This is a genomic window from Actinacidiphila sp. bgisy160 (genome assembly GCF_965342435.1).
Classification (GTDB): domain Bacteria; phylum Actinomycetota; class Actinomycetes; order Streptomycetales; family Streptomycetaceae; genus Actinacidiphila.
The window spans coordinates 1-26,118 of record NZ_CBDRCM010000043.1; the positions used below are offsets into that span (position 1 = coordinate 1).

Genomic DNA, 26,118 nt, shown 5'->3' on the forward strand with positions numbered 1-26,118 from the left:
ACCGGGGCGGTCGCGCGTCCGGGGCCCCGCGGCCACCCGCTCGCCGCCGAAGGGTCTGTGGCACCCGGGTGGCGGCGTCTCCGCGGGCGGCCCGGCGAAGGGATCCCGGTCGAGGACGACGAGGTCGCCGAGCCCGCCCGGGGTGAACGTGCCGGCGTCGTCGAGGTGGTTCACCCAGGCCCTCCTCCGGCAGGGACACGGGACGCCCTCCGGGGCGTCCGGGGTGCGGCGGTTGACCGCGGCGTGCGGGGCCTGGAACCGGCCGGGGCTGCTGACCGGCCGGCCGCTGCCGGCGGCGGGCATGGCGCCACAGCGCGACAGGTCGCCGAACCGGTACTGCCGGGCGGCCCGTTCGGGGCCGGGGAAAGGCAGCGTGAGCTCGTCCATGCGCGGCACTGTGCGGCCAACGGCGCCTGAACGTCGGCGATGGCGCCCGGTGCGGGGAAGCGGGCGGCGACGTCGGGGGCGACGACGACGTGCAGACGGTCGAGGTGGTGCCGGGCATCGCGGCGGTCCACTCGGCGGCGGTGCTCACCGCCTGGCCGCGCGATTGCGCCCACAGCGTGATCGGTGCCGCCCGGCCGCGCCACCGGGCACAGTGGCCGGTATGAAGCTGCTGACACTGGGTGGTACGGAGTTCGTGGGACGCGCCGTCGTCGAGGACGCGCTCGAACGGGGCTGGGAGGTCACGGTCTTCCACCGCGGCCGCCACCAGGCGCCGCCCGGCACCACCGAGCTGCTCGGGGAACGCGGCACCGAGGGCGGCCTGGCCGCCCTCGGACACGGCCGGTGGGACGCCGTCGTCGACACCTGGTCCGGCGCGCCTGCCGCCGTACGGGAGACCGCCCGCCTCCTGGCCGGCCGTGCCCGGACCTACGCCTACATCTCCAGCCGTTCCGTCTACACCTACCCCGCCGCCGCCGGACTCGACGAGGACGGACCCGTGGTGGACGCCTCCCCCGGCGACGGACCCGACGTCGACTACGCCCGCGCCAAACGCGGCGGGGAACTGGCCGCGGCCGAGTCCTTCGGCGACGGCGCCCTGCTGGTGCGCGCGGGCCTGATCCTGGGCCCCCACGAGAACATCGGCCGCCTGCCCTGGTGGCTCAACCGCATCGCCCGCGGCGGCCCCGTCCTCGCCCCCGGCCCCCACGACCTGCCCCTGCAGTACGTCGACGCCCGCGACCTCGCCGCATGGGTCCTGGACGCCGCCGAATCCGGCCTCGGCGGCGCCTACAACCTCGTCAGCCCACCCGGGCACACCACCACCGGCGAACTCCTGGCCACCTGCGCCGCGGTGACCGGCTCCGACGCCGAACTGCGCTGGACCGACCCGGAGACCGTCCTGGCCGCGGGCATCGAACCCTGGACCGAACTGCCCGTCTGGCTCCCGCCGGGCGAGCTCTACGACACGCTCCACACCGCCGACGTCTCCCGCGCCCTGGCCACCGGCCTGCGCTGCCGCCCCGTCACCGAGACCGTCGCCGACACCTGGCAATGGCTGCGCTCCGTCGGCGGCACGGCACCCCAGCGCCCCGACCGCCCCGTGGTCGGCCTCGCCCCCGAGAAGGAGGCCAAGGCGCTGGGCGGCTGAGACGCGGCCGGCGGGAGGTGGGAGTCGGCCGCCAGGGTGAGCTCCTGACGCTTGGCCCGGGGGCCGAACGCGGTGAACCGCGTGGCGTGGATGCCGCCGAGACAGGCCTTGCACACCGCGGTGCGGCCGGGGCCGGCCTCGGGCCGCGTCGTCGGGAAACTGCCGGCCTCCCGCAGGTCGTCGACCCCGGCGGTCGCGTCCTCGTACCGGCGCGGCGCACCCTCGCCTGCCAACCGGCCGCGGTGGCCGAAGGCGAGCGCCGCACAACCCCGTTCGGCGAACCTCGTGGGCCGCTGCCGGGCCTTGCCGGGAGGACGGAATCAGGACGAGCGATCCCCCGCGGACGCGACGGAACCCGCCGTGCCCTGCTTCGCACCGGCGCGGCGGCGCCCCGGCGCGGACAACGCGGCGGCGAAATCGTCCAGGGCGGCCAGGTCGTGGGCGCTGACGACGGTGTCGCAGTACGGCAACGCCGCGGCCATGCCGCCCACGAGCGGACGGTAACGGGGACTGGCCGTACGGGGGTTGACCCACACGACACGGAAGGCTACCCGCGCGAGCGCGGCCATGTGCCGGGCGAGGAGCGCGGGGTCGCCGGTGTCCCAGCCGTCCGAGACGATCACCACGACGGCACCGCGGGCCATGCCGCGGCGTCCGTACCGCTCGTTGAACTCCCCCAGGCACCTGGCGATCCGCGTGCCCCCCGACCAGTCCGGCGCCGTACGCCCGGCACGCGCCAGCGCGTCCGAGGGCAGACCGGGCCGCCGCAGGACGGAGGTCAGCCGGGTGAGCCGGGTGGCGAACGTGAAGACCTCGGCCCGCGCGCCGCGCGACGCGCAGTAGAGCAACTGCAGCATGGCCCGGGCGTACGGCTCCATCGACCCCGAGATGTCGCAGAGGACGACCAGGTCACGGCGCCGGGTCCGCGGCACGAAGCGGCGCAGCCGCAGAGGGTGTCCGCCCGTGCGGCGCCCGGCGGCGAGCGTACGGCGCAGGTCGACGCGCTCACCGTGCCGGGCGGCGCGGCGCCTGCGCGAGGGGCGGAGAGGGGTGTTGAGCACGATCGCGCGCATCGCCCGTGCCAGAAGGACGAGTTCGTCCTCGGACAGCTCCGCGAAGTCCCGGGTGGCGAGCCGGTCGGTGGGGCTGGCGATGGTCGGCGTCTCCACCTCGCGCGACCGCCCGCGGGCATCCTGCGCGCGCCCGGCGGCACCGCCCCTCGGCGCGGTACGCCCGGCGCCGGCGGGCGACCGCGGCGGGTCGCCCCGCTGCCCCCGCGCGACCGCGTGCGCGGGGGCCTCGCCGCCGAACACCTCCCGGAACACCGCGTCGAACAGCGTGATCTGCTCCGGGTCCGACACCAGCGTCGCCAGCGCGCAGTGCCGCAACTCCCGCGTCGTCGCAGGCCCCAGTGCGGTCACCGCACGGGCGAACCGCCCCGCCCTGTCCGGGCCCACCGGTATCCCCGCCCGCCGCAGGGACTCGCCCAACGCGGCCACCACCTCGGCCAGCCCCGGTGCCGAGGGCATCTCGACCCTCGCATTACTTGCCTGGCCTCCACGCTCACGCATCGCTGTCCACCAGGTGCGCGAGGCCCCCGGCCCGGACCGCCGCGAGGTCCTCGGCGTACTTGAGGACCGCGCCAAGGGTCCGGTCGGCCGCGTTCGCGTCGAACGAGGTGAGGCCCAGCGCCCGCATCGCGGCGGCCCAGTTGACGGCCTCGGCGATGCCGGGCGGCTTGGTGAGCCGCTGATCGGCGCGCAACCGGTCCACGGCCCCCGCGACCCGGGACGCCAGCCACTCCCCCGCCCCGGGCACGCGCCGCCGGATGACGGCGGCGACGCGCTCGGTGTCCGGGTACTCGATCCAGTGGTAGAGGCAGCGCCGCTTCAGCGCGTCGTGCAGGTCGCGGGTGCGGTTGGAGGTCAGGACGGCGACGGGCGGCACCGTCGCGGTGCGCGTGCCGAGTTCGGGGACGGTGACGGCGGCGTCGGCGAGCAGCTCCAGCAGGAAGGCCTCGAACTCGTCGTCGGCGCGGTCCACCTCGTCGATGAGCAGGACGGCCGGTCGCGGCCCCGGGTGCGTGATCGCGGCGAGCAGGGGCCTGGGCATCAGGAAGTCCTCCGTGAACAGGTCGGCGTCGCGCAGCGGTTCGCCGCGGGACTCGGCCAGCCGGATCGCGAGCAGCTGGCGCGGGTAGTTCCACTCGTAGAGTGCCTCGGCGGCGGACAGCCCCTCGTAGCACTGGAGCCGGATCAACGGCGTGTCGAGGACGGTGGCCAGTGCGCGGGCCGCCTCCGTCTTGCCGACGCCCGGTTCGCCCTCCAGCAGGATCGGCTGGCGCATGCGGACGGCCAGCAGCAGGGCCGTGGCGAGCGCGTCGTCGGCGAGGTAGTCGGCGGCGTCGAGCCGCGCGCGCAGGGCGGGGACGTCGGGGACGAGGGCGTCGGGGTCAGGAGGCATGCGCGTAGCGGGCGGGGTCGTCGGTGTAGGCGTGCCGGCAGCCGGGGCCGCAGAAGTAGACGCTGCCGCCGCCTTGTCCGGTCAGTGCGACGGTGCCGGGGGTGACGGCGACCGCCATGCCGCACACCGGGTCGACGGCCTCCGCGACGGGCGGCCCGGGCGCCGCGGTGTCCGGGGCGGCGGGTCGGGCGGCGGGAGGGGCGGCCGGCCGTGGCCGCACCGCGATGACCTCGGCGTACACCGACACGGCGATCTCCGCCGGGGTGCGGGCGCCGATGTCCAGCCCCGCCGGGGTGTGGACGCGGGCCCGCTCCCGCGGTGTCAGCCCGAGCCCGGCCAGGACGGCCGCGCCGCGCCGGGGACTGGCGACGAGTCCGACGTACGGGACCCCCGCGCGCACCGCCCCGGCCAGCGTGGCCTCCTCGTCCCGGCCGTGCGAGGCGATCACGACGGCGTCCAGGTCGTCGGGCAGTGGTGTCCCGGGTTCCGCGGGCCGGGCGTCGTAGCCGAGCGCCCGGCCGACGTCGAGCAGGGCGCGGGCGATGGGCGCGTGGCCCTGGACGTGCACCAGCAGGGGCGGCAGGTGGGCCTCCAGGAAGATGTCGAGGGTCCCGCCGGACTGGCACGGGTTGCCGACGGTCACCAGGCCCTCGTCCTGGGCGCCCGTCTCCGCGCCGCCGGGGGTGATCCGCAGCAGCACCGACTCCCCGGTCTCCAGCAGGCGCAGCCCCTGCAGCTGCACGGTCGACTCGGCGCAGACGCCGCCGACGAAGCCCTCCACGGTGCCGTCGGGCAGCACCAGGGCGCTGTCGCCGGGCCTGGCGCTGGTCGGGCGCTGCGCGCGGACGACCGTGGCGAGGACGAACGGGGTGCGGCCGTGCCGCAGTTCGTCCGCTCGGTGCAGCAGTTCGGTGCTCGTCATCGGGTGCCTCAGGTGATCGCCAGGTCGCTGCGGAGCGGCTGTCCCCGCGCGGCCCGCCAGACCGCCGCCGGGGTCAGGGGCATGTCGATGTGGCGTACCCCGAGCGGCCGCAGTGCGTCGACGACGGCGTTGACGACGGCGGCGGGCGAGCCCACGGTGGCGGACTCGCCGACGCCTTTGGCGCCGATCGGGTGGTGCGGGGAGGGGGTGACGGTCTCGCCGAGCTCCCAGGAGGGGCACTCGACGGAGGTGGGCAGCAGGTAGTCCATGAAGGACCCGCCGAGGCAGTTGCCGTCCTCGTCGAACGCGATCACCTGCATGAGCGCCATGCCGAGCCCGTCGGCGAGCCCGCCGTGCACCTGTCCTTCGACGATCATCGGGTTGATGCGGGTGCCGCAGTCGTCGACGGCGACGAAGCGGCGCACCTTGACCTGCCCGGTGCCGGCGTCGACGTCGGCGACGCAGATGTAGGCGCCGAACGGGAAGGTGAGATTGGGCGGGTTGTAGACGCAGGTCGCGTCGAGGTGGCCCTCCACGCCCTCCGGCAGTTCGAGGGTGGAGTGCGCGGCGAACGCGATCTCGGCCATCGTGCGGCCCTGGTCGGGGTCGCCGGTGACGAACCAGCGGCCCTTCTCCCACTCCAGGTCGTCCGGGCTGACCTCGAGCATCGCCGAGGCGACCAGCCGGGCCCGCTCGCGGACCTTGCGGGCCACCAGCGCGGCCGCCGCGCCGGACACGGGGGTGGAGCGGGAGCCGTAGGTGCCGAGGCCGAAGGGCGTCTGGTCGGTGTCGCCGTGCACGACCTCGATGTCCTCGGGAGGGATGCCCAGTTCCTCGGCGACGATCTGCGCGAACGTCGTCTCGTGGCCCTGGCCCTGCGTCTGCACGGAGATCCGCAGCACCGCCTTGCCGGTGGGGTGGACGCGCAGTTCCGCGCCGTCGGCCATGCCCAGGCCCAGGATGTCCATGTGCCTGCGCGGGCCCGCGCCGACGGCCTCGGTGAAGAACGAGAGCCCGATGCCCATGAGTTCGCCGCGTTCGCGCCGCTCCGCCTGCTCGCGGCGCAGCTCCTCGTAGTGCGCCAGGTCCATCGCGAGCCGCAGGGCCCGCGGGTAGTCGCCGGAGTCGTACTCCCAGCCGGTCGTGTTCCGGTAAGGGAACTGCTCGGGCCGCAGCAGGTTGCGCATCCGCAGTTCCGCCGGGTCGGTGCCGAGTTCGGCGGCGAGCACGTCGACCATGCGCTCCACGAGGTAGACGGCCTCGGTGACGCGGAAGGAGCAGGCGTAGGCGACGCCGCCCGGCGCCTTGTTGGTGTAGACGCCGGTGACCTCGCAGTGCGCGGCCTCGATGTCGTACGAGCCGGTGAAGACCCCGAAGAAACCGGCGGGGAAGTGGGTGGGCTGGGCGGTGGCGTTGAAGGCGCCGTGGTCGGCGAGGACCTTGACGCGCAGGGCCAGGATCCGCCCGTCCGCGGTCGCCGCGATCTCTCCGTGCATGTGGTAGTCGCGGGCGAAGGAGGTGCTCATCAGGTTCTCCGAGCGGTCCTCCACCCACTTGACGGGCTTGCCGGTGACGATGGAGCCGACGACCGCGCACACGTACCCGGGGTAGATGCCGACCTTGTTGCCGAAGCCGCCGCCGATGTCCGGCGAGATGATGCGGATCTTGTGCTCGGGGATGCCGGCCACCATCGCGTACAGGGTACGGTGCGCGTGCGGGGCCTGGGTGGTGGACCACACGGTGAGCTTGCCGGTGACGGCGTCCATGTCGGCGACGGTGCCGCAGGTCTCCAGCGGGGCGGGGTGCACCCGGGGGTAGAGCATGTCCTGTGTGACGACGACGTCGGCGCGGGCGAACGCCTCGTCGGTGCGCTCGCGGTCGCCCGCGGACCAGTCGAAGACGCGGTTGCCGGTCTGGTCCTCCTTGTCGTCGCGGATCAGCGGCGCGTCGGGGTCGAGCGCCCTGCGGGCGTCGACGACGGGCGGCAGCGGGTCGTACTCGACGTCGATGAGCTCCAGGGCGTCGCGGGCCGCGTAGCGGTCCTCGGCGACGACGAAGGCGACCTCCTGCCCCTGGAAGCGCACCTTGTCGGTGGCCAGCACCGCCTGGGTGTCGTACGAGATCGTGGGCATCCACGCCAGCCCGAGCCCGGCCAGGGTCTGCCCGGTGATGACGGCCTTCACCTTGGGATGCGCCTCGGCGGCGGAGGTGTCGACGGACACGATCCGCGCGTGCGCCAGCGGACTGCGCAGCACCGCGCCGTACAGCATGCCGGGCAGTCGCACGTCGTCGACATAGGTGCCGTGGCCGCGCACGAAGCGGGCGTCCTCCTTGCGGGTCATCCGCCCGAAGCCGACCGGCCGTCCCGCGGTGGTGGTCATGTCCGCACCTCCTCGCGGCCGGGCGCCCCCCGCGCCGTCTCCTCGGCGGGGCGCGCGGTGCCGCCGTGCTCGGCGGCCCAGCGGATGGAGCGCACGATGTTCTCGTAGCCGGTGCAGCGGCACATCTGTCCGGAGATGGCCTCGCGGATGTCCTCCTCGGAGGGGTCCGGGTCGTGGTCGAGCAGCCAGCGGGCGGTCATCATCATGCCGGGGGTGCAGAAGCCGCACTGCAGTCCGTGGCAGGCGACGAACCCCTGCTGGACGGGGTCGAGTTCCGATCCTTCGGCGAGGCCCTCGACGGTCCGCACCTCGTGGCCGTCGGCCATCACCGCGAGCACAGTGCAGGACTTGACGGGCGTGCCGTCCAGCCAGACCGCGCAGACCCCGCAGTTGGAGGTGTCGCAGCCCCAGTGCGTGCCGGTGAGGCCCAGCTCGTCGCGGAGGAAGTGCACGAGCAGCAGCCGGGGTTCGACGTCCCGGGTGTGGCGCTCGCCGTTCACGGTGACCGTGATCTGCATGTCAGGCCTCCTGCCCCTGGGCGCGGGCGGCCGCGGCGCGCAGCGCCCGCACGGTGAGCTCGGCGGCGAGGTGCCGCTTGTAGTCGACGGGGCCGCGCTGGTCGGCGGAGGGCCGGCACTCCTCCCCCGCGATCCGGCCCGCCTCGGTGAACCGCTCCTCGCCGGGCGGCCCGCCGCGCAGGTGTCGCTCGGCCTCCTCCGCGACGAAGCGGGGCGCGCCGACCGCAGTCAGCCCGATGCCCGCCTCGGCGACCACTCCCGCGGAGAGTTCCAGCACCGCGGCCGCCGCGGCGACCGCCCAGTCTCCGGCCCGGCGCTCCACCTTGCGGTAGGCGCTGGCGTGCGAGCGGATCGGCACCCGGATCTCCAGCAGCAACTCAGCCTCGCCGAGCACGGTCTCGTACGGGCCGAGGAAGAACTCCCGGACCGGCACGGCCCGTCGCCCGCCCGGCCCCTGGGCGACGAGGGTCGCGCGCAGCGCGCAGAACGCGGCGGACAGGTCCTCGGACGGATCGGCCTGGCAGAGCGAGCCGCCGACGGTGCCGCGGTTGCGCACCAGCGGGTCGGCGATCATCCGCTCCGCGTCGCGGAGGACGGGGAAGTGCTCGCCGACCACGGCAGAGGCCAGCAGGTCGGCGTGCCGGACCATGGCGCCGACGGCGAGTTCACCGCCGTCCACGCGGATGCGCGTCAGCTCGTCGAGGCCGTTGATGTCGATCAGCGCCTCCGGCTGGGCGAGCCGCAACTTCATCATCGGCAGCAGACTGTGCCCGCCCGCCACCACGCGGGCCTCGGGCCCGTACCGGGTGAGCAGCTCGATGGCGTGGTCGACGCCGGTCGCGCGCGCGTACTGGAAGGTGGCCGGAACCTGCATACGCCCTCCTGGGTCCGGACGTGGCCCCCTGTGGGGCCGATGCTGCGCCTGCCCGCGGGGGCGGGCAATGGGCCGATAAGCCTTCACTTATCGGGGCGAAAGCGGGAAAATCGAGGGGTGACCGTGACGCAGCTCAGCACCTTCGTGCTGGTGGCCCGGCTCGGTTCGGTCACCGCCGCCGCGCGGACGCTGAACGTGAGCGAGTCCGCTGTGTCGCAGTCCCTGGGCGCACTGCGCGCGCACTTCGGCGACCCCCTGATCCGCCGTGCGCCGGGCGGCGGGATGCGACTCACCCCGGCGGGCGCGCGGCTGCTCCCCGTCGCCTCGCGCATGGTCGCGCTGGGCGCGGACGCGGAGGCCGCCGTGCGGGCGGCGCAGGGCGAGCCCGACGAGCTGCGCGTGGTGGCCGCGGGCACACTCGCGGAGTTCGTGCTGCCCTCGCTGACGGAGGCCTTCGCCGAGCGGACGGGCGGCCGTATCGACACGTCCTTCGGGGTCGCCACGACGAGCGGGATGCGGGCGCTGGTGGAGCACCGTCTGGCCGACGTGGCGCTCGGCCCGGACCTGGGCTCGGTGGGCGGCGGAGGGCTGATCGGCGAGCCCGTCTTCCGCGCCCTGCTGGTCGCGGTGACCGGTACCCGGTCGCCCCGGCCCGCGGGGCCGCCGTCCCGGTGGACGTGGCTGGTCGACCCCTCCGGCACCGACCCGGGCGCCGACGCGGGACGCCTGCTGCGCAGGCTGCGGGTGCCCGAGGCCCGCGTCCGGGTCTTCCCGCACCAGACCGCGGCCTGGGCCGCCGCCGCGGAGGGCGCGGGCGTGGCCCCCGCGACGGCCCACCTGGTCAGCCCGCGCCTGCGCCGCGACGAACTGCGCCTGCTCGACACCCCGGCCACCCCGGTGGACGCCACCTGGTACGCCACCGTCCTGCCCCCCGGCTTCCGCTCCCCCGCGACGGACGTCTTCCTCCACTTCGTCCACACGGCCGCCGCCACGCGCGTCATGCGCGCCCCCGGCACGGGCGTCGCCCCCTCCCGCTCCCACCCCGCGGTCCACGTCACGCTCTGGCCCACCGCCTGACCCGCACCGGCATGCGGCGCGGACCGGCCCGGCCCAGGGCGCGGTGCTCCCCTCCCTCATCGGGCCGGTCCCGGCAGCCCGGTCCGCCACCGCTCTCCGCGGCGCACATCGGCCGAAGCGGCGGACGGCCGCCCGGAGCGCGAGGCCCTGCCCGGACACCCTCGTCCCACGTCGTGGCGCTGGGACGGCAAGCCCCGGGCATAGGCCCTGCCCCGGGGGCACGGCCGCGCTCGGCCCCTGCCGGACCCGCACCGCTCCGCCCCGGCGACGCGTTCGCCGCCACCGGCCCGGACCGCGGCATCCCGGGGCCGGGTCGCGCCCGCACGAGCGACAGCGGTCAGCGCGGGGCCGGGATGACCAGGACCTCCCTCAGGCGGGCGAGTTCGGCCGCCGTCAGGCCGCGGTCCCGCAGCCAGGCGGCCGCGCCGCCGTGGTCGGTGTGGAGGGTGTCCAGGAAGCGGTGCATGACGCGGGGCTCCGAGGCCATGAAGGCGTGCTCCACGGCGGGCAGGTCGCGGTACGAGGGGAGGCGGGTCAGGCGGGCGCGGATGCGGACGACGCGCTGGGCGGTGAGCGCGTAGTCGGCGGCGATGGCGGCGGCGGGCACGTCCACGGCGTCGAGCAGGAGGGCCGCGAGGACGCCGGTGCGGTCCTTGCCGACGGCGCAGTGGAAGACAACGGCGTGCTGGTCGGTGTCGGCGACGACGCGCGCCGCGGCGACCAGGGACTCGCCGCTCCCGTCGAGCAGCCCGAGATAGAAGCCGGTCGCGTCACCGTCGTCCGCGGTCGTCACCGCAACGGTGTCGGTGACCAGCGCCCGTACCCGGCTGACCGGCAGGTTCATCCTGCGCACGGCGGTGTCCGCCAGCAGGCCGTGGCCCTCGCGGGCGGCCTCGTCGGGGCCGCGCAGGTCGAGGACGGTGCGCAGCCCGTACCGGCCGAGGAGGAGTTCGACGTCGTCCGCCGTGGCCTCCTGGAGGGTGCCGGCCCGGAACACCACGCCGCGCCGGGTCGTGCCCCCGCCGCGCACCGGCAGGCCGCCCAGGTCGCGGATGTTGTCGACCTCCGCGAGTTCGAGCCAGCGCGGCGTCTCACCGGTGGATCCGTCCTGCGTCGCCTCCAAGGCGCCCTCCTCGTGCAGCCCCTGGCCATCGTGCCGTGCGCGGCCGCCCCGGTCCACCGGCGACCACGGGCGCGGGGATATCGTCGGCTGACCCCGGGGAGGCCCCGGACACGGACGACCACGACCGGAGGTGCCCGCCATGGCCCAGTCCGAGCCCCTCGTGGAGCCGCTGGTGCGCACGGAGCGGCACGGCCGCGTCCTGGTGATCCGGATGTGCCGCGCGCACAAGCGCAACGCGGTGGACCGGCAGTTGGCCGACGCGCTCGACGCGGCGTTCAACACCCTGGAGGACGACCCGGAGCTGTGGGCGGGGGTGCTCACCGGCTCCGGCGGGGTCTTCAGCGCGGGCAGCGACCTGAACGCCATCGGCGACTACGTCACCGAGCGCGGCGGCGAGTACGGGCTGATCCGCCGTCACCGGCGCAAGCCGCTGGTCGCCGCCGTGGAGGGCGCCGCCCTGGGCGGCGGGATGGAACTCGTGCTCGCCTGCGACCTGGTGGTGGCCGCGGCGACCGCCCGCTTCGGGCTGCCGGAGGTCCGGCTCGGCCTGGTGCCCACGTGCGCGGGGCTGTTCCGCGGCCCGCGCGCCCTACCCGTCAACCTGGCCAGGGAGATGGTGCTGACCGGCGACCCCGTCGACGCCGCGCGGGCGCACGCCGCGGGGCTGGTCAACCGGATCGTCCCGGAGGGCGGGGCGCTGGCGGGCGCGCTCGAACTCGCCGCGCGGGTCTGCGAGAACGCCCCGGTCGCGGTCCGGGCGAGCCTGGTGGCGATGGACGCGTGGCTGTCCGGCTCGGACGGACTCGGCTGGCGGGCCACCGAGGAGGCGACCCGCACCGTGATGGACTCCGAGGACCGGCACGAGGGCGTCGCCGCCTTCCTCGACAGGCGACCGCCCCGCTGGACCGGCCGCTGACACCCCGGTAACCGGCGGATACACGCACCCGGGTGACTCCGGCGTGCGCCACACCGGGGGCCGGGCTTATCTGGAAGCCGTGACCGGTGTCGTCCGGGCGGTCCGCCGCGCAGAAGGCGCCCCGAGCGAGGAGCTTCCTTTTGGCACGCAGGATTCCGCCGACCACCGCGGTCGCCGTGGTGTTCGTCGCCGCGCTGTTCATGGCGATCATGGACACCACCATCGTCAACGTCGCCGTACCGGCCATCGGCGAGGACTTCGGCGTACCGGCCTCCGGTCTGGGCGGTGTCAACATCGGCTACCTGGTCAGCCTGGCGGTCTTCATCCCCGTCGCCGGCTGGCTCGCCGACCGGTACGGCACCCGCAAGGTGTTCCTCGCCGCGCTGGTCGCCTTCACCGGGGCGTCGGCGCTGTGCGCGATGTCGACCAGTCTCGAACAGCTCACGCTGTACCGGATCCTGCAGGGTGCCGGCGGAGGTCTGCTCGTCCCGGTCGGCCAGACCATGCTCTTCCGGGCCTACCCGCCGGCGGAACGGATCAAGGCGCAGCGCGCGTTGATGGTGCCGACCGCGATCGCCCCGGCCGTGGGCCCGGTGCTGGGCGGCTGGCTGTGCGACGCCGTGTCCTGGCACTGGGTGTTCCTGGTCAACCTGCCCGTCGGCACCGCGGCCGTGGTCTTCGGTCTGCTCTTCCTGCCGGACTACCGGCTGGAGCGCCCCGGGCGTTTCGACCTCCTCGGTTTCGTCCTGGCCGGCGGCGGGCTGTCGCTGGCGCTGTACGCGCTGACCAACGGCGCCAAGGACGGCTGGGGCAGCACGGGCATCCTCGTGCCGCTGCTCGTGGGGATCGCGGCGCTCGGCGCGATGGTGCTGGTGGAACGGCGGATCGCCATGCCGATGCTGGACCTGGAGCTCTTCCGGGACCGGTTGTTCCGCGCGAACACCGTGGTGATGTTCCCGCTCAGCGCGGTGTTCCTCGGCACGGTGTGGCTGTACCCGATGTTCCTGCAGGAGGCGCTGGGCTTCAACGCCTTCGAGAGCGGGCTGGCCACCTGGCCGGAGGCCGTGGGCGTGATGGCCGCCGCGCAGATCGCCCCGCGCCTGTACCGGCGGATCGGGCCGCGGTGGCTCATGGTGGGCGGTTCGGCGGGCATGGGCGTCTGCGTGGCGGTGATGACCGGGTTCACGACGGCCACCTCGCCGTGGGTGCTGCGCGGGGTGCTCTTCGTCCTGGGCTACTGCATCGGGCACGTGATGATGTCGGCGCAGAACGCCGCTTTCGCCACGATCCCCGCCCCCTCGACCGGGCGGGCGGCGACCGTGTTCAACATGCAGCGGCAACTGGGCGGCGCCTTCGGGACCGCGCTCATCGCCACGCTGCTCACCGCGGTCGGGACCACCGCCGTGGCGGCGGGCGGCGCCACCAAGGCCAATCTGGGCGCGTACCACGCCGGCTTCGTGCTCTGCACGGGCCTGGCCCTGATCTCCGCGGTCGCCGCGCTCTTCGTCTCCGACAAGGACGCCCTCGGCGTCGAGACCCCCCGCGCGGGCCGCCCCGCCCGACCCGACGCCGCCGCCTCGCCGGCCTCCTGACCCTGGGGCGGCCGGGCGGGCGGCCGTCCGGGGCGGGCAGACCACCGAGACGTGGATGTGCCGCGTATGACAGCCGGTCAGGCGTCGGGCCGGACGCCGGCGTGGAGCGGGCGGCGGCCGGCTCAGCATCACATCCGGCCAGGAGCCGGCGTCCTCCTGCTCCGCGTGCCGGGCGGTCCGGTGCCGCGTGCCCGGAAACGCCACCGCCCGTGCCGGGGCACGGCGGCGCATCCGCCGCGTCAGCGGCACGTCCGGGCACGCGCCGCGCAGGGCCTAGCATCGGATCATGCCTCGCCTCGAACGTCTCCGTGCCGACCACGCCACCGCGCTCCTGGAGTTCGAGGTGGCGAACCGGGCCTACTTCGCCGCGTCGATACCGGACCGGGGCGACGACTGGTTCGCGCACTTCGACGCGCGGCACCACGCGTTGCTCGCCGAGCAGGACGCCGGGTTCTGCCACTTCCATGTGCTGGTCGGCGCGGGCGGCGAGGTGCTGGGCCGGGTCAACGTGGTGGACGTGGCGGAGGGGTCGGCGGAGCTGGGGTACCGGATCGCCGAGAGCGCGGCCGGGCGCGGGCTCGCCACGGCCGCGGTTCACGAGGTGTGCGCCCTGGCCGCCGGGGAGTACGGGCTGACGACGCTGTGGGCGGTCACCACGCTGGACAACGCGGGCTCGCGCACGGTGCTGACCCGCACGGGGTTCGTCTCGGCGGGCACGGTCGAGCTCGACGGCCGCCCCGGGCTCCGGTTCGTCCGCGAGCTGGGCGACGGGACGCCGCCGCCCTCCGCGCGCTGAAAGCGGGCGGCGAGCGCGCGCAGGCCGGGGAGGGCGAGCACGACGATCCCGGGGAGGCTGGAGACGAGGGTCAGCACCCCGTACACGACGGCGGTCGCCAGGCCCTGCGTGGCGCCCAGCCCGGCCGCGCCGAAGGCGAGCGTCGCGGCGGCCTCCCGCGGGCCCCAGCCGCCGATGTTGACGGGCAGTCCCATCACGAGCAGGGCCAGGACGAGCGGCGGCACGAGCGCGGTGACCGGCGCCGACGAGCCCGCGACGCGGGCCGCGACCACGAACAGGGCGATGTGGCCGACGAGTCCCGCCGCGGAGAGCGCGACCACACCCGGCCAGGTGCCGCGGGCGAGCAGTCCGCCGCGGAGGTCGGCAAGCCCGGTGGCCAGCGCCTGCCGGCCCTTGGCGCCGCGCCGCCACAGCAGCCATCCGCCGAGCGCCACGACGGCCACCAGCACACCGGCCGTCACCTCGGCGGCGGCCCGGCCGGGCACGAGGTCCCCGGCGATGGCCGTGACCAGGGCGGGCCGGGTGAGCAGGACGGCCCCGCCGAGCACGAGGACGACGACCTGGCCGCCGGCCCTCTCCAGGACGACCGCGCGCACGCCGCGGCCGACGTCGCCGGAGTTCTTGCCGTGGCGTACGGCCCGGTCGACGTCGCCGAGGACGCCGGCCGGGAGCACCGCGTTGAGCAGCAGCGCCCGGTAGTAGTCGGACACGGCCCGGGCCAGCGGGAGCCGCAGGCCGAGCCGGCGGGCGACCAGGCACCAGCGCCAGGCGCTCGTCACGGTGGTCAGCAGGCCGATCGCGAGAGCGGCCAGGACGGCGGGGCCGTCGACGACCCGCAGGCCGTCGACGAAGGCGCCGGTGCCGAGCCGCCACACGAGGGCGGCGAGGATGCCCGCGCCGATCAGCAACCGCAGCCAGGCCCACAGTCGTTGCCTCACCGGGCCGCACCTCCGGGCAGGGCGAGCAGGTCGCCGTGACCGACGACGGCGGTCAGCCGCCCGGCCGCGCAGTCCTCGAGGCGGCGGTGCAGATAGGCCCGCGCGGGGGCGGCCAAGGCGGGTTCCTGCTCGACCGCGGCGCCGACCCAGCCGCGCAGCCACTCGGCGGTGAGCGCGGCCTGGTCCGCGCCCAGCCTCCAGGGGCTGGCACGGGTCGTGACGGTGGCGCCGTACCAGGTGAACGCCCGGGTGGCGGCGTCGAGGGCGTCGGGTCCGAGCAGTGCGCGGCCGCCGGCGGTGCGCCGCTGGTGCGCGTTGAAGGCGGCGGTGATGTCCGCGTCGAGGGGGTCGGCGGGCCCGAGTTCGATCTCGCCGACCACGGAGAGACCGAAGAGCACGGGCACCGCGGCGGCGGCGCAGGTGGCGGCGAGGGCGTCGATCTCGTCGGCGGTGAGCAGGTCCAGCAGCGCGGAGCCGGTGACGAGCGAGGTCCCGGCGAGGTCGGCGGCGGTGAGCCGGGTGAGGTCGCCCTCGCGGGTTTCGGCGGTGACGGGGCTGCCGCCCGCGGTGCGGCCGGCCAGGCTCGCCGCGGCGAGGGCGAGCAGGGCGGCGTCGTGGTCGTGGAGGATCCAGTGCTGAGGTCCGGGCAGCCGTCCGCTGAGCCAGCGGCCCATGGACCCGGTGCCGCAGCCGAGGTCGCGGACGACCAGCGGGCCGGTGCCTCGGGGCACACCCGCGAAGTGCTCGCGGAGCGGGCCCAGCAGGTCCGCGGCGCGGGCCGCGGCGTCGGCGTCCTCGCGCAGCGCGAGCCAGCGCGGTGTGAAGGGGGCGGTGTCGGACGTGGTCATCGGGTTCCCTCCCGCAGCAGTTCCAGCACCGTGTCCATGTGCCGCGCGGTGTGCTCCCAGCCGTGCAGCGTCTCGCGCCGCCGGCCGGCCGCCGTCCGCAGCCGGCCGCGCAGGCCGGCGTCGTCGAGCCAGCGGCGGAGCGCCGCGGCGAGTTCGCCGCTGTCGTCCGGGGGGACGAGGAGGCCGGGCGGTGTGCCGTCCGGTGCCAGGCCGAGCGCGTCGGGCACTCCCCCGGCGGCGGTGGCCAGGACGGGTGTGCCGCGCATCAGGGCCTCGGTGACGACCATGCCGAAGGTCTCGGCGCGGGACGGCAGGACGAGCAGGTCGGCGGCGGCGTACTCCGCCGCGAGGGGCTCACCCGTGAGCGGGCCGGTGAGGTCCACCCGGTCGTCGAGGCCGTGCCGGCCGATCAGTTCGCGTACGCGTGCGAGGTGTCCGGGGTCACGGCCGAGCGGGCCCACGCAGCGGCAGGTCCAGGGCAGGTCGGCGACGGCGGCGAGCGCCCCGGCCAGCAGGTCGTGGCCCTTGCGCGGGGTCAGCGAGGCGACGCACAGCAGGCGCGTGCCGGCCTCCGTGCCGGGCGCGAGCGGCGCGGGATCGGTGCCCGGGGTGACGACGTGGACCCGGCCGGCGGGCAGCGCGTGCCGCTCGGCGACGCGCCGGGCGGCCCAGGGACTGGTGGCGACGACCGCGGCGGCCGCCCGCAGGGTCTCGCGCTCCAGGGCGTCCAGTTCCGCGGCGTCCGCGGGGTCGAGGCCCGTCTCGTCGGCCAGCGGAAGGTGCACCAGGACAGCGGTGCGCAGCCGGCGCGTGTGCGGTACGACGATCTCGGGGACGCCGCAGGCCACGAGCCCGTCGAGCAGGACGGCGGCGCCGTCCGGCACCGCCGTGAGCGCCCTGGCCAGGTGCTGCCGGGCGACGGTGTCCGGACGCGGCCACGCGCCCCGCACCGGAAGTTCCCGCAGCGGACGGCCCGCCGCCGCCAGGGTCTGGATCAGGCGGCGGTCGTAGACGTTGCCGCCGCTGGGCGCGGCGGTGTCGTCGACGTCGCCCGGGAGGACGACGTACGCGGGGTCCGCCCCCGCCGGAGCGGGGGCGGTCGAGCGCGCGGGCGTCCTCACAGAGAACGCTCGTAGCTCGCCCAGGCGACGTGCGACTCGTGCAACGTGACGGTGATGCCGGTCAGGCCGTGCGCGCCCGCGCCGAGCTTGCCCGCGGCCACGCGGTCGGCGAGCCGGTCGGCAATGACCTTCGCCAGGAACTCGGTGGAGGTGTTGATCCCGGAGAAGTCCGGATCGTCGTCGAGGTTGCGGTAGTTGAGCGCGGCGAGCACCACGCCCAGCTCCTGGGTGGCCAGGCCGATGTCGACGACGATGTTGTCGGCGTCGAGCTCCGGGCGGCGGAACGTGGCGTCCACCAGGAACGTCGCGCCGTGCAACCGCTGCGCGGGTCCGAAGACCTCGCCGCGGAAGCTGTGGGCGACCATGACGTGGTCGCGGACGGTGATACTGAACACGCGAGGACAACCTTCCCCAACGGCCTAACCGGGACGGTAGGCAATACGGTGACAGAGCACGGAACGTTCACCGCCTGCGATCTCCTTCATCAGCAGGGGCAGTTCCTCGAAGTCGCTCTCGCCGGTGACGAGGGCGTCGTAGACCGGGTCGGCGAGCAGGCGCAGGGCCAGTGCCATCCGGTCCGGGTAGGTACGCCGGGTGCGGCGCGAGGGTGAGACGGTGCCGACCTGGCTGCTGCGCACGACCAGGCGCCGGGAGTGGAAGGCCTCGCCCAGCGGCAGGCTGACCCGCCGGTCGCCGTACCAGCTCAGCTCCACTACGGTGCCCTCCGGCTCCAGCAGTTCCAGACAGCGGGCGAGCCCCGCCTCGGTGGCGCTGGCGTGGACGACCAGATCGCAGCCGCCCTCGGCCGCGTCGGGGTGGGCGAAGCCGACGCGCAGAGCCTCGGCGACGGCGGCGCGGGAGGGGTCGACGTCGACGAGCTGCACCCGCGCGCCCGGGACGCCCGCGAGGACGGCGGCGACGCTGCAGCCGACCATGCCGGCGCCGACCACGGCGATCCGGTCCCCGATCTGCGGGGCCGCGTCCCAGACCGCGTTGACCGCGGTCTCGACGGTGCCCGCCAGTACCGCACGCCCCGCGGGGACGTCGTCGGGCACGGGCGTCACGGCGGCGGCCGGTACGACGTACCGGGTCTGGTGCGGGTAGAGGCAGAAGACGGTGCGGCCGAGCAGCTCGGACGGCCCCTGCTCGACCACGCCCACGTTGAGGTAGCCGTACTTGACCGGTCCCGGGAACTCGCCGTCCTGGAACGGCGCCCGCATCGCCTGGCGCTGGCTCACGGGCACCCCGCCCCGGAAGACCAGGGTCTCGGTGCCACGGCTCACCCCGGAGTACAGGGTCCGCACCAGCACCTCCCCCGGGCCCGGTTCCGGCAGGGGGGCCTGCCTGATTTCGCCCTCGCCTGGTTCACGAAGCCAGAACGCACGCGCCGAACGCTCCACCGATTTCCTCCGTACTCCATGGCGGGCAACGAGCACCCGCCATCCGGGTGGTGCCGGGCCCGTACCGTACGCGGCTGTGCCGCACAGGCGACAAGCGGGGACGTCTCATGACCGTGATGACCGTTGGATCCGAGTTCCGTGGTGGTACCGCGGGCCGCGAGCAGGCCAGGGCGGCGGCAGCCCAGCTGGCGCTGCTGGCCGCGCTGTGGGCCACCGTGGGCCTGGACACCGTGGGCTGGCTGGCCGGGACCGTCTTCGCGGCGGGCACCTGGGCGCTGCTGGCCGCGGGCCTGCGGCGGGCGGGACGCCGCTCGCTGGGCCCGGCCGACCACGTCACCCTGGCCCGGGCGGTGCTCGTGGGCGGCGTGACGGCGATGGTGGCGGGCGGCGTCGCGCACGGCGAGCCGCTGCTGACCGGGCTGACCGCGGTGGCGCTGGCGCTCGACGCGGTGGACGGGAAGGTCGCGCGGCGCACGGGCACGGCGTCCGCCCTGGGCGCGCGCTTCGACATGGAGGTCGACGCCTTCCTGATCCTGGTGCTGAGCGCGCGGCTCGCCCTGACTCTGGGCCCGTGGGTGCTGCTGATCGGTGCCATGCGCTACGCCTTCGTGGCGGCGGCGTGGGTGCTGCCGTGGCTCGACTCGCCGCTGCCGCCGAGCTTCGCGCGCAAGACGGTGGCGGCCACGCAGGGCGTCGTCCTGCTCGTGGCCTGCTCGGGGCTCGTGCCCGCGGGGGTCTCCGCGGCCCTGACGGTGCTCGCGCTGGCCTCGCTGGTGTGGTCGTTCGGCCGCGACGTGCTGTGGCTGTGGCGGCACCGGCCGGCCCCGCGGTCCGCCGCGGTCTTCCCTAAGGCGGCGGGGGCATCCGCGGAGACCCGCGATCTGGTCTCCGCGTCCGCGGACGGCCGTTCCGCCTGACCCGGTACGTGTCAGGGCCCCGGCAGCGACTTCCGCTGCCGGGGCCCGGCCCGGCCGGCCGGCAACGGCGCGCCGCTTCACGGCCTTGCCGCCGCGGGCCTCGCGAGGGCCGCCCCGGCTCAGCGCGGCACCACCCGGCGGCCACAGCTCCTGGCGCGGCGAGTTCGGGCTCCCCGCAGGTGCCACCAGCGGCCGGAATCCCGGTCTGACGGGCCAGGAAGAGCGCACCGCATCGCCCCGGGACACCAGGCCGGCGAGAGCAGCCACCCGTCCCACTCATGGCCTTCATGCCGTCATGTCGGGCCGGCCGACGGCCGACGGCCGACGGAGCACAGAACAGAACAGAACAGCACAGCACATCGCAGCGCGCCCGTACGCCGGGCCCGCGCATGTGGCCGTGGCTCCTCTGGTCCGTCCGGCACTCGGACCCGCCGACGGCCGGCCGACTTCACGCAGCCGGTACGGGGATCGCCCCGAGGTCACCCGCCGTCAAGGAGCCCGCGGACCGCACGGAGCACAGGCCGCAGGGCCGGGAGCATCGGCCGTGGAGCCTGGTCAGGCGCCCTGGTGGGGCAGGTAGCGCAGCAGCACCACGTCGCCGATCTGGCGGGTCTCCGCGAGTGTCATCCGGTGCTCGGGGCCCTGGGGGAAGACCGCGGGGTTCACCATGCGCGGCGCGTCGGCCTGGCCGACGAAGAACGGCGCGTACACCAGGTGGAGTTCGTCGACGAGCCCGGCGCTGAGGAACATGGTGTGGACGACTCCCCCGCCCTCGACCATGAGCCGTTCGACACCGCGCCGCGCGAGGTCGGCCAACAGGATCCGGAGGTCCAGCGGGTCGCCCGCCTCGACGACGGTACAGAGGCCGCCCAGGCGTTCGCGAACGCGGTCGCCCACGCCGGAGGTCGTGTAGACCACCTTCTCGCACTCCCCGGTGGTGAAGAACCGGGCGCCGGGGTCCAGTTTCCCGCTCTCGGTGACCGTGACCTTCAGCGGGGTCGGCGGCAGCCCGGCGCGGACGCGCCGTTCGCGGCGCTCAGCGCCGCACACCAGGAGCCGCGGGTCGTCGGCCCGTATGGTGTTGGCGCCGACGAGGATGGCGTCCATCCCGGAGCGGACCTCGTCGATCCGGTCGAAGTCCTCCTCGTTGGAGAGCAGCAGCCGGGTCGTGCTCGTGTCGTCCAGGCATCCGTCCAGCGAGGAGGCCACGGACAGCAGTACGTACGGGCGCGATCTCATGGGGACACATTGCCGCACGAGAACGTTCGCGGATGTGAAGGTTCCGTAAGTCGCACGGAAGTCTCCGGATCGATGTAGGGTCCGCCGATCATCGTGCGGCCTGGTCAGCCGCGAAGTGGGCCGGTCAGTCCCGCACCCCGGCGAGCACGTCGAGTGCGAGGGCGTCGTCGGCGTCCTGGGAGAGGGAGACGTCCGCCCGCCGGGTGGCGCCCGCGGCGAGGGCCACTGAAGGAAGGCGTCGTGGCGCATCTCGTTGACCAGCACGCCGTCCGCGCCATGCGCCTCGGCACGGGCAGCCGCGGCGGCGGTCTGCTCGATCCGGCCGGTGAAGGTGAAGTCGGTCCTGAGGGGCGGGGACACGGCCGGGTTCGTCACGCGCCGGCTCCCGCTGCCGGGCCCGCCGCCTCGGTGAGCCGCGGCGGCGCGGCCTGCCGCCAGGAGTCGGTGACGATGTCACGGAGCTCGTCCATGTCGTCCAGGGCGGCCAGCCGCACCCGCACCCAGTTCGATCCGGCCTCGTGCGGCGGGACCCAGAACTTCCCCGGCTCGGCCGCGATCAGCTCGCCGCGCTCGTGCATGGGGCACCGCACCGCGAAGGACGTCTCGTCGTCGGGCAGCGTGAGGTACATCTTCCCGGCGACCCGGAACGTGGGCATGCTCCAGGCCTCCTTCTCCACCGTCTCGGGCAGCGAGAGGGCGATGCGGCGGACGTCTTCGGAATCGGGCATGCGAACACCGTAGCCATCGCCTCCGACAACGGCCGCGACGCGTCCCCTGTCCGTGGGCGGGCGCCCTCCGGCCCGGGGCTGAGTAGCAAGAGGAAACCTAGGTGTACACTGTCGTTCCGCCCTCGCGCGGCCGCGCGACCTGGCGGGGCGGGGCGGCACGGAAACAGCATCGGGCAGGAGGTGAGGAGACCCGTGGCGACCGGACGGCACGTGTCGGGCCCCGAGGAGGACGAGCCGGCCTGCTCCATCGAGCGGAGCCTGCAGATCCTCGGTGAGCGCTGGTCCCTGCTGGTGCTGCGCGAGATCTTCGCCGGACGGCACCGCTTCGCCGAGATCCAGACGTCGCTCGGCATCGCGCCCAATCTCCTCAGCACCCGGCTCAAGCTGCTCGTCGAGGCCGGGGTGCTGTGCACGCGCACGTACCAGGAGCCGGGCAGCAGGCCGCGGCAGAGCTACCACCTGACCGAGGCCGGCCGCGAGCTCGACCTCGTCATGGCCTCCCTCCAGCAGTGGGGCGACCGGCACCGGCCGCGCCCCTCCGGCCCCTCCGCGCGCCGCCGGACCCGCTCGACCGGCGAGGCCGTCCACGTCGCCTTCCTCACCGACGACGGCCACGAGGTGCCGGGCACCGACGTGTCCATCGCGGTGGCACAGCCCACCGGGGCGGCCTGACCGGTGGGGCGGCCGGGCGGCCCGGTTCAGTGCAGACCGGCCCGCTCGGCGGTGTCGTCCAGGAAGCCCCCGGACTGGTGCTGCCACAGCCTGGCGTAGGCGCCGTCCTCCGTGAGCAGCTCCTGATGCGTGCCCTGCTCGATGATGCGCCCGCGGTCCAGGACGACCAGCCGGTCCATGCCGGCGACCGTGCTCAGCCGGTGCGCCACCACCAGCGCCGTCCTCCCGTCCATCAGCCGCCACAGCGCCTCCTGGACGAGGATCTCGCTCTCCGAGTCCAGGGCGCTGGTCGCCTCGTCCAGCAGCAGGATCGGAGCGTCGCGCAGGATCGCCCTGGCGAGCGCGACCCGTTGCCGTTGTCCGCCGGAGAGCTTGACCCCGCGCTCGCCGACCATGGTGTCGAAACCGTCCGGCAGCGCGTCCGCGAACTCCGTGACGTGGGCCGCCCGGGCCGCACGGCGGATCTCGCTCTCGGTGGCGTCCGGCCGGGCGAAGGCGATGTTGTCCCGCAGCGAGCGGTGGAACATCGCCGGGTCCTGCGGGACGTAGGAGATAAGGCTGCGCAGGTCGGCCTGGCGCAGCCGGCTGATGTCCTGCCCGCCGATCAGGATCCGGCCGCCGTCGATGTCGTTCATCCGCAGCAGCAGCCGGGTGAGCGTGGTCTTGCCGCCGCCGGACCGGCCGACGAGACCGATCCGGGCCCCGCTGGGCACGGTCAGCTCGAGCTCCTCGAAGAGCGGCTGCGCGCCTCCGTGGGCGAAGGTCACGTGCTCGAAGCGGATGTCGGCGCCCCGGGACCGCAGCGGCTCCGGCGCGGGCGGGTCGAGCACGGTCGGCGGCTTCAGCAGCAGTTCGGTGAACTGCGCGGCCTCCGTCATCGAGCTCTCCAGACGGCGGTAGATCTGGTTGAACTCGAACATGATCCGCGTCGCGTTGGAGTAGTAGGTGAAGGCCACCACGACCGCCTCCACGCCGTGCGTGCCAGCGCCGAGCGTGACCGCGAGCAGCAGGCCGAGCGCGTTGGTCAGCACGGACAGCGGTGCGACCAGGGTGTCGATGCGCAGGTTGCCGTAGTCCCACGACTTGAGCGTGAGCCTGCGCGACTCGGCGACGCGTGAGCGGTGCTCGGCGGCCTCGCGTTCCTCGGCGGCGAACGCCCGGACGGTGTCCATGTTCATCAGGCTGTCGGCGACGTGCCCGGAGACCCGGGCGATCGCCTCCTCGCGCTGGCGGACGAGCGCCTGACGCCGGCGGATGAGGGGCGCCACGCACAGCGCGGTCACCGCGATCATCACCAGGAGGCCGACGACCAGCAGTGGTTCGTAGGCCCAGAGCACCACCGACCCGAACAGCAGCGGTACGAAGCTGCCCAGGACGTTGAAGGTCAGCGTGTCGACGAACTCCTCGAAGCGCGAGGCGAAGCTCAGCACCCGCTTGGTGAGCGACCCGGCGAAGTTGTCGTGGAAGAACGAGGCGTCCTTGGCGAACAGCTCGTCCATGCCGACCACGTACAGGTGCTCGATGCCGAGGGCGTCGAGGCGGTTGAGGCAGTGCAGGCCGATCCGCCACAGCGTCTCCGCGAGCAGCAGCACGCCGGCGAAGGCCAGGACGTAGGGCAGGGTCGCCCCGAGGCCGGGGGTGGTGCCGTCGACGAAGCCGCCGACGAGCTTCGCGACGACCAGCGGCGCGACGTAGTTGATGCCGATGTTGCCGAGGGCCGGCGACAGCATCGCCGGAAGTGTCAGCCACCGTAGCCGGGCGAGTTCCCTTCCGTAGTGACGAAGTGCCAGGAGCACCGGGCCCCCGGCCGCGCGGAACCTGTGTGATTCAGGCGATCCCATCTCCACCCTGCGGTATCGTGCGGCGCGCTGCCGCGTCCTTCTCCGGGAGGTGCCGCCGCTGCCGTCGTTCCGGCGCGGCGCTTCGTCCGGGCCGGCGGGTCCGCGCGGCTCGCGACGATGCCGGCGGTGCGATGAGGGGCGGTCCGGAAGTGGCAGTGTCCCGCGACGGGCTGGGCGGCGTCCAAGCGTTTTCCGGCCCGGCGGCACGGCGCACGGAGGCTTCCCGGCGCACGGGCGGGGCTCCCGGCGGCCGGGGGGCGGCGGGGGCGGTCGGGCGGTGCCGCCTCGCTCCGTTCGCGCCTCATGTGCCGCACAACTGCCCCAGAACGCGACCAGCGGGTTTGTCATGAATGACAAACCCGCTGGTCAGCACCGTCGGGACGACAGGATTTGAACCTGCGACCCCTTGACCCCCAGTCAAGTGCGCTACCAAGCTGCGCCACGTCCCGGTGCCGGTTCGCGCCGGGCTTCCCGCCCGGCCGACCGCGCACGAGAACAATACCGCACGTCGCCGGGTGCTCGCTCGCACCATTCCCGCACCCCGCGCGGCGCCACCGCGGCGGGGTGCCCGGCCCGGGATGAGTAGCCGTACTCATGTGGCGCGGGCCACGACCGCCGATGCTTCAGGCATGGCGAATCCGATCCAGCAGCAGACGACCGCGGCCTACTCGGCGCAGGCCGCGATCTCGTTCGCCGTCGCCCTCGGGGCGATGGTCGTGGGCATCGCCTACCTGCCGGTCGGCCCGTGGGTGCGGGCCTTCCTGGCGGTGGGGCTGCTCTACGTGGTGACTTCGGCGTTCACGCTCGCCAAGGTCGTCCGCGACCGGCAGGAGGCCGGCCAGGTGACGAGCCGGGTGGACCAGGCCCGGCTGGACAAGCTGCTGGCCGAGCACGACCCGTTCAAGGTCGACGGGGTCTAGCCGCCTGGTCGCCCAGCAGGTACCGCGCGCCGGGGCCCTTGGCGGCGGCGGTGTCGCCCGGGTTGTACAGGGCGCACTTGCGCAGGGAGAGGCAGCCGCAGCCGATGCAGCCGGTGAGGTTGCCCTTGAGCCGTTCCAGCTCCGCGATCTGCTCGTCGATGCGGTGCGTCCAGGTGCGGGCGACGGCGTTCCACTCGGCGGCGCTGGGGGCGCGGTCCTCGGGGAGCCTGGCGAGGGCCGCGCCGGCCTCCTCCAGCGACAGGCCGACGCGCTGGGCGGCCCGGATGAAGGCGACGCGGCGCAGCGTGGCGCGGGCGTAACGACGCTGCCCACCCGCGGTGCGCTCGGAGCGGATGAGGCCGAGCTCCTCGTAGTAGCGCAGGGCGGAGGGGGCCAGGCCGCTGCGGGCGGCGAGCTCGCCGATGGCCAGGCGGTCGCGGCGAGGTGCGAAGTCGCTCATGGGGCCGAGCGTACCGCTTGACCTCAAGCCGACTTGAAGTCGCACCATCCCCATATGACTTTGACCAGCGCGGACACCGCGTACGACTACGACGATCTCCGGCGGCTGATGTCGCTCATGACCGGCGACGAGAAGCACGGGCCCGCCGCCACCTCCACCCTCGACGTGCTGTGGGTGCTCTACGACCGGGTGCTGCGGGTGACCCCGGGTACGGCGGAGGACGCCGGCCGGGACCGCTTCCTGCTCTCCAAGGGCCACGGACCGATGGCGTACTACGCGGTGCTCGCGGCCAAGGGCTTCGTCCCCGAGGAGTGGCTGCCGGGCTTCGGCTCTTTCGAGTCGCCGCTGGGCCACCACCCGGACCGCGTGCTCGTGCCGGGCGCCGAGATCGGCTCCGGCTCGCTCGGCCACGGACTGCCCATCGCCGTGGGCAGCGCCCTGGGGCTGCGGGCGCACGGCCTGACCGACGCCGCGGTGTGGGTGCTGGTCGGCGACGCGGAACTGGACGAGGGCAGCAACCACGAGGCCGTGGCCTTCGCCGGCGCCATCGGCCTGGAGGGCCTGCACGTCGTCGCGGTCGACAACGCCTCCGCCACCTACCGGCGCCCCGGCGGTCCCGCCTCGCTCTTCGCCGGCGAGGGCTGGTCCGTGACGGCCGTCGACGGCCGTGACCACGAGGCGCTGTACGAGGCGTTCACCGCGCCGCACCCCGGACGGCCGCGCGCCGTCGTCGCCCGTGTCGAGTCCAAGCGGTGACCGCCGCCCCGAGCCGAGGAGA

Annotated in this window: 24 protein-coding genes, 1 tRNA gene and 2 pseudogenes; 9 read left to right on the forward strand and 18 right to left on the reverse strand. The window is 74.8% G+C overall.

Going from position 1 to position 26,118, the window contains the following annotated elements:
• Positions 1 to 387: pseudogene (locus ACRWNP_RS27295) on the reverse strand (amidohydrolase); the annotation flags it as partial.
• A gap of 220 nt (positions 388 to 607) precedes the next feature.
• On the opposite strand from ACRWNP_RS27295, the gene ACRWNP_RS27300 reads away from it, so the two are divergent.
• Positions 608 to 1,594 (forward strand): NAD-dependent epimerase/dehydratase family protein, encoded by a 987-nt coding sequence (locus tag ACRWNP_RS27300; protein WP_431965848.1) that lies wholly within the window; start codon positions 608 to 610, stop codon positions 1,592 to 1,594.
• 320 nt (positions 1,595 to 1,914) lie between these two features.
• On the opposite strand, the gene ACRWNP_RS27305 is transcribed toward ACRWNP_RS27300, so the two are convergent.
• From ACRWNP_RS27305 to ACRWNP_RS27330, 6 genes are read right to left on the reverse strand one after another with little or no spacing between them, the layout of a single operon-like run.
• Positions 1,915 to 3,123 (reverse strand): vWA domain-containing protein, encoded by a 1,209-nt coding sequence (locus ACRWNP_RS27305; protein ID WP_431965850.1) that lies wholly within the window; start codon positions 3,121 to 3,123, stop codon positions 1,915 to 1,917.
• A gap of 34 nt (positions 3,124 to 3,157) precedes the next feature.
• Complete coding sequence (locus ACRWNP_RS27310; protein WP_431965852.1) at positions 3,158 to 4,057, reverse strand: AAA family ATPase; 900 nt, start codon at positions 4,055 to 4,057, stop codon at positions 3,158 to 3,160.
• Entirely contained in the window at positions 4,047 to 4,979 is a 933-nt protein-coding gene (locus tag ACRWNP_RS27315) for an XdhC family protein (protein ID WP_431965854.1), read from the reverse strand. Before ACRWNP_RS27315 ends, ACRWNP_RS27310 begins: the two co-directional genes overlap by 11 nt.
• Positions 4,980 to 4,987: 8 nt before the next feature.
• Positions 4,988 to 7,360 carry an aerobic carbon-monoxide dehydrogenase large subunit gene (locus tag ACRWNP_RS27320; protein ID WP_431965856.1) on the reverse strand — a complete coding sequence of 791 codons (2,373 nt, stop codon included), beginning with the start codon at positions 7,358 to 7,360 and terminating at the stop codon, positions 4,988 to 4,990.
• On the reverse strand, positions 7,357 to 7,878 hold the full coding sequence (locus tag ACRWNP_RS27325; RefSeq protein ID WP_431965858.1) for a (2Fe-2S)-binding protein: 522 nt from the start codon (positions 7,876 to 7,878) through the stop codon (positions 7,357 to 7,359). Before ACRWNP_RS27325 ends, ACRWNP_RS27320 begins: the two co-directional genes overlap by 4 nt.
• A gap of 1 nt (position 7,879) precedes the next feature.
• A complete protein-coding gene (locus ACRWNP_RS27330) occupies positions 7,880 to 8,752 on the reverse strand; it encodes an FAD binding domain-containing protein (protein ID WP_431965860.1) in 873 nt (290 codons plus the stop codon).
• Between the two features lie 117 nt (positions 8,753 to 8,869).
• On the opposite strand from ACRWNP_RS27330, the gene ACRWNP_RS27335 reads away from it, so the two are divergent.
• Entirely contained in the window at positions 8,870 to 9,829 is a 960-nt protein-coding gene (locus ACRWNP_RS27335) for a LysR family transcriptional regulator (RefSeq protein WP_431965862.1), read from the forward strand.
• 337 nt (positions 9,830 to 10,166) lie between these two features.
• Here the strand turns inward: ACRWNP_RS27335 and ACRWNP_RS27340 are convergent, their stop codons facing one another.
• A complete protein-coding gene (locus ACRWNP_RS27340) occupies positions 10,167 to 10,952 on the reverse strand; it encodes a tyrosine-protein phosphatase (protein WP_431965864.1) in 786 nt (261 codons plus the stop codon).
• Between the two features lie 139 nt (positions 10,953 to 11,091).
• Between ACRWNP_RS27340 and ACRWNP_RS27345 the strand changes: the two genes are divergently transcribed.
• The 3 genes from ACRWNP_RS27345 (at position 11,092) to ACRWNP_RS27355 (ending at position 14,256) form a co-directional block, all read left to right on the forward strand.
• Entirely contained in the window at positions 11,092 to 11,868 is a 777-nt protein-coding gene (locus ACRWNP_RS27345; RefSeq protein ID WP_431965866.1) for an enoyl-CoA hydratase-related protein, read from the forward strand.
• A 140-nt stretch (positions 11,869 to 12,008) separates the two neighbouring features.
• Positions 12,009 to 13,460: an MDR family MFS transporter gene (locus tag ACRWNP_RS27350; RefSeq protein ID WP_431965868.1), complete on the forward strand. Its 1,452-nt coding sequence runs from the start codon at positions 12,009 to 12,011 to the stop codon at positions 13,458 to 13,460.
• Positions 13,461 to 13,746: 286 nt separating this feature from the next.
• Positions 13,747 to 14,256, forward strand: coding sequence for a GNAT family N-acetyltransferase (locus tag ACRWNP_RS27355; RefSeq protein ID WP_431965870.1), 510 nt, complete (start codon positions 13,747 to 13,749; stop codon positions 14,254 to 14,256).
• A gap of 107 nt (positions 14,257 to 14,363) precedes the next feature.
• Here the strand turns inward: ACRWNP_RS27355 and ACRWNP_RS27360 are convergent.
• From ACRWNP_RS27360 to ACRWNP_RS27380, 5 genes and pseudogenes are all read right to left on the reverse strand, one after another.
• Positions 14,364 to 15,194 (reverse strand): annotated as a pseudogene (locus ACRWNP_RS27360) (lysylphosphatidylglycerol synthase transmembrane domain-containing protein); the annotation flags it as partial.
• Complete coding sequence (locus tag ACRWNP_RS27365; protein WP_431965872.1) at positions 15,191 to 16,042, reverse strand: SAM-dependent methyltransferase; 852 nt, start codon at positions 16,040 to 16,042, stop codon at positions 15,191 to 15,193. The pseudogene ACRWNP_RS27360 and the gene ACRWNP_RS27365, both read right to left, overlap by 4 nt.
• On the reverse strand, positions 16,039 to 17,163 hold the full coding sequence (locus tag ACRWNP_RS27370; RefSeq protein ID WP_431965874.1) for a glycosyltransferase family 4 protein: 1,125 nt from the start codon (positions 17,161 to 17,163) through the stop codon (positions 16,039 to 16,041). The genes ACRWNP_RS27365 and ACRWNP_RS27370 overlap by 4 nt, the downstream gene beginning before the upstream one ends.
• Positions 17,160 to 17,558: a 6-pyruvoyl trahydropterin synthase family protein gene (locus ACRWNP_RS27375; RefSeq protein WP_431965876.1), complete on the reverse strand. Its 399-nt coding sequence runs from the start codon at positions 17,556 to 17,558 to the stop codon at positions 17,160 to 17,162. The genes ACRWNP_RS27370 and ACRWNP_RS27375 overlap by 4 nt, the downstream gene beginning before the upstream one ends.
• A 24-nt stretch (positions 17,559 to 17,582) precedes the next feature.
• Complete coding sequence (locus ACRWNP_RS27380; protein ID WP_431965878.1) at positions 17,583 to 18,563, reverse strand: dehydrogenase; 981 nt, start codon at positions 18,561 to 18,563, stop codon at positions 17,583 to 17,585.
• Positions 18,564 to 18,679: 116 nt separating this feature from the next.
• Here ACRWNP_RS27380 and ACRWNP_RS27385 point away from each other — a divergent pair, with 116 nt between their 5' ends.
• The gene (locus ACRWNP_RS27385; RefSeq protein ID WP_431965880.1) at positions 18,680 to 19,480 is read left to right on the forward strand and encodes a CDP-alcohol phosphatidyltransferase family protein; all 801 of its coding nucleotides are present in this window, start codon (positions 18,680 to 18,682) and stop codon (positions 19,478 to 19,480) included.
• Positions 19,481 to 20,035: 555 nt separating this feature from the next.
• On the opposite strand, the gene ACRWNP_RS27390 is transcribed toward ACRWNP_RS27385, so the two are convergent.
• Positions 20,036 to 20,719, reverse strand: coding sequence for a RibD family protein (locus tag ACRWNP_RS27390; protein ID WP_431965882.1), 684 nt, complete (start codon positions 20,717 to 20,719; stop codon positions 20,036 to 20,038).
• Between the two features lie 371 nt (positions 20,720 to 21,090).
• Positions 21,091 to 21,447, reverse strand: coding sequence for an MmcQ/YjbR family DNA-binding protein (locus ACRWNP_RS27395; protein WP_431965884.1), 357 nt, complete (start codon positions 21,445 to 21,447; stop codon positions 21,091 to 21,093).
• Between the two features lie 192 nt (positions 21,448 to 21,639).
• On the opposite strand from ACRWNP_RS27395, the gene ACRWNP_RS27400 reads away from it, so the two are divergent.
• Positions 21,640 to 22,119: a winged helix-turn-helix transcriptional regulator gene (locus ACRWNP_RS27400; RefSeq protein ID WP_431965886.1), complete on the forward strand. Its 480-nt coding sequence runs from the start codon at positions 21,640 to 21,642 to the stop codon at positions 22,117 to 22,119.
• A 26-nt stretch (positions 22,120 to 22,145) separates the two neighbouring features.
• Here the strand turns inward: ACRWNP_RS27400 and ACRWNP_RS27405 are convergent, their stop codons facing one another.
• Positions 22,146 to 23,960 (reverse strand): ABC transporter ATP-binding protein, encoded by a 1,815-nt coding sequence (locus ACRWNP_RS27405; RefSeq protein WP_431965888.1) that lies wholly within the window; start codon positions 23,958 to 23,960, stop codon positions 22,146 to 22,148.
• 375 nt (positions 23,961 to 24,335) lie between these two features.
• Positions 24,336 to 24,409, reverse strand: a tRNA-Pro gene (locus tag ACRWNP_RS27410).
• A 180-nt stretch (positions 24,410 to 24,589) separates the two neighbouring features.
• Here ACRWNP_RS27410 and ACRWNP_RS27415 point away from each other — a divergent pair.
• A complete protein-coding gene (locus tag ACRWNP_RS27415; RefSeq protein ID WP_431965890.1) occupies positions 24,590 to 24,880 on the forward strand; it encodes a YiaA/YiaB family inner membrane protein in 291 nt (96 codons plus the stop codon).
• On the opposite strand, the gene soxR is transcribed toward ACRWNP_RS27415, so the two are convergent.
• Positions 24,861 to 25,340, reverse strand: a complete 480-nt coding sequence (soxR, locus tag ACRWNP_RS27420) for a redox-sensitive transcriptional activator SoxR (protein ID WP_431965891.1) — start codon at positions 25,338 to 25,340, stop codon at positions 24,861 to 24,863. The genes ACRWNP_RS27415 and soxR overlap by 20 nt on opposite strands.
• Before the next feature lie 54 nt (positions 25,341 to 25,394).
• On the opposite strand from soxR, the gene ACRWNP_RS27425 reads away from it, so the two are divergent.
• Entirely contained in the window at positions 25,395 to 26,096 is a 702-nt protein-coding gene (locus tag ACRWNP_RS27425) for a transketolase (protein ID WP_431965893.1), read from the forward strand.
• The last annotated feature ends 22 nt before the right edge of the window (positions 26,097 to 26,118 follow it).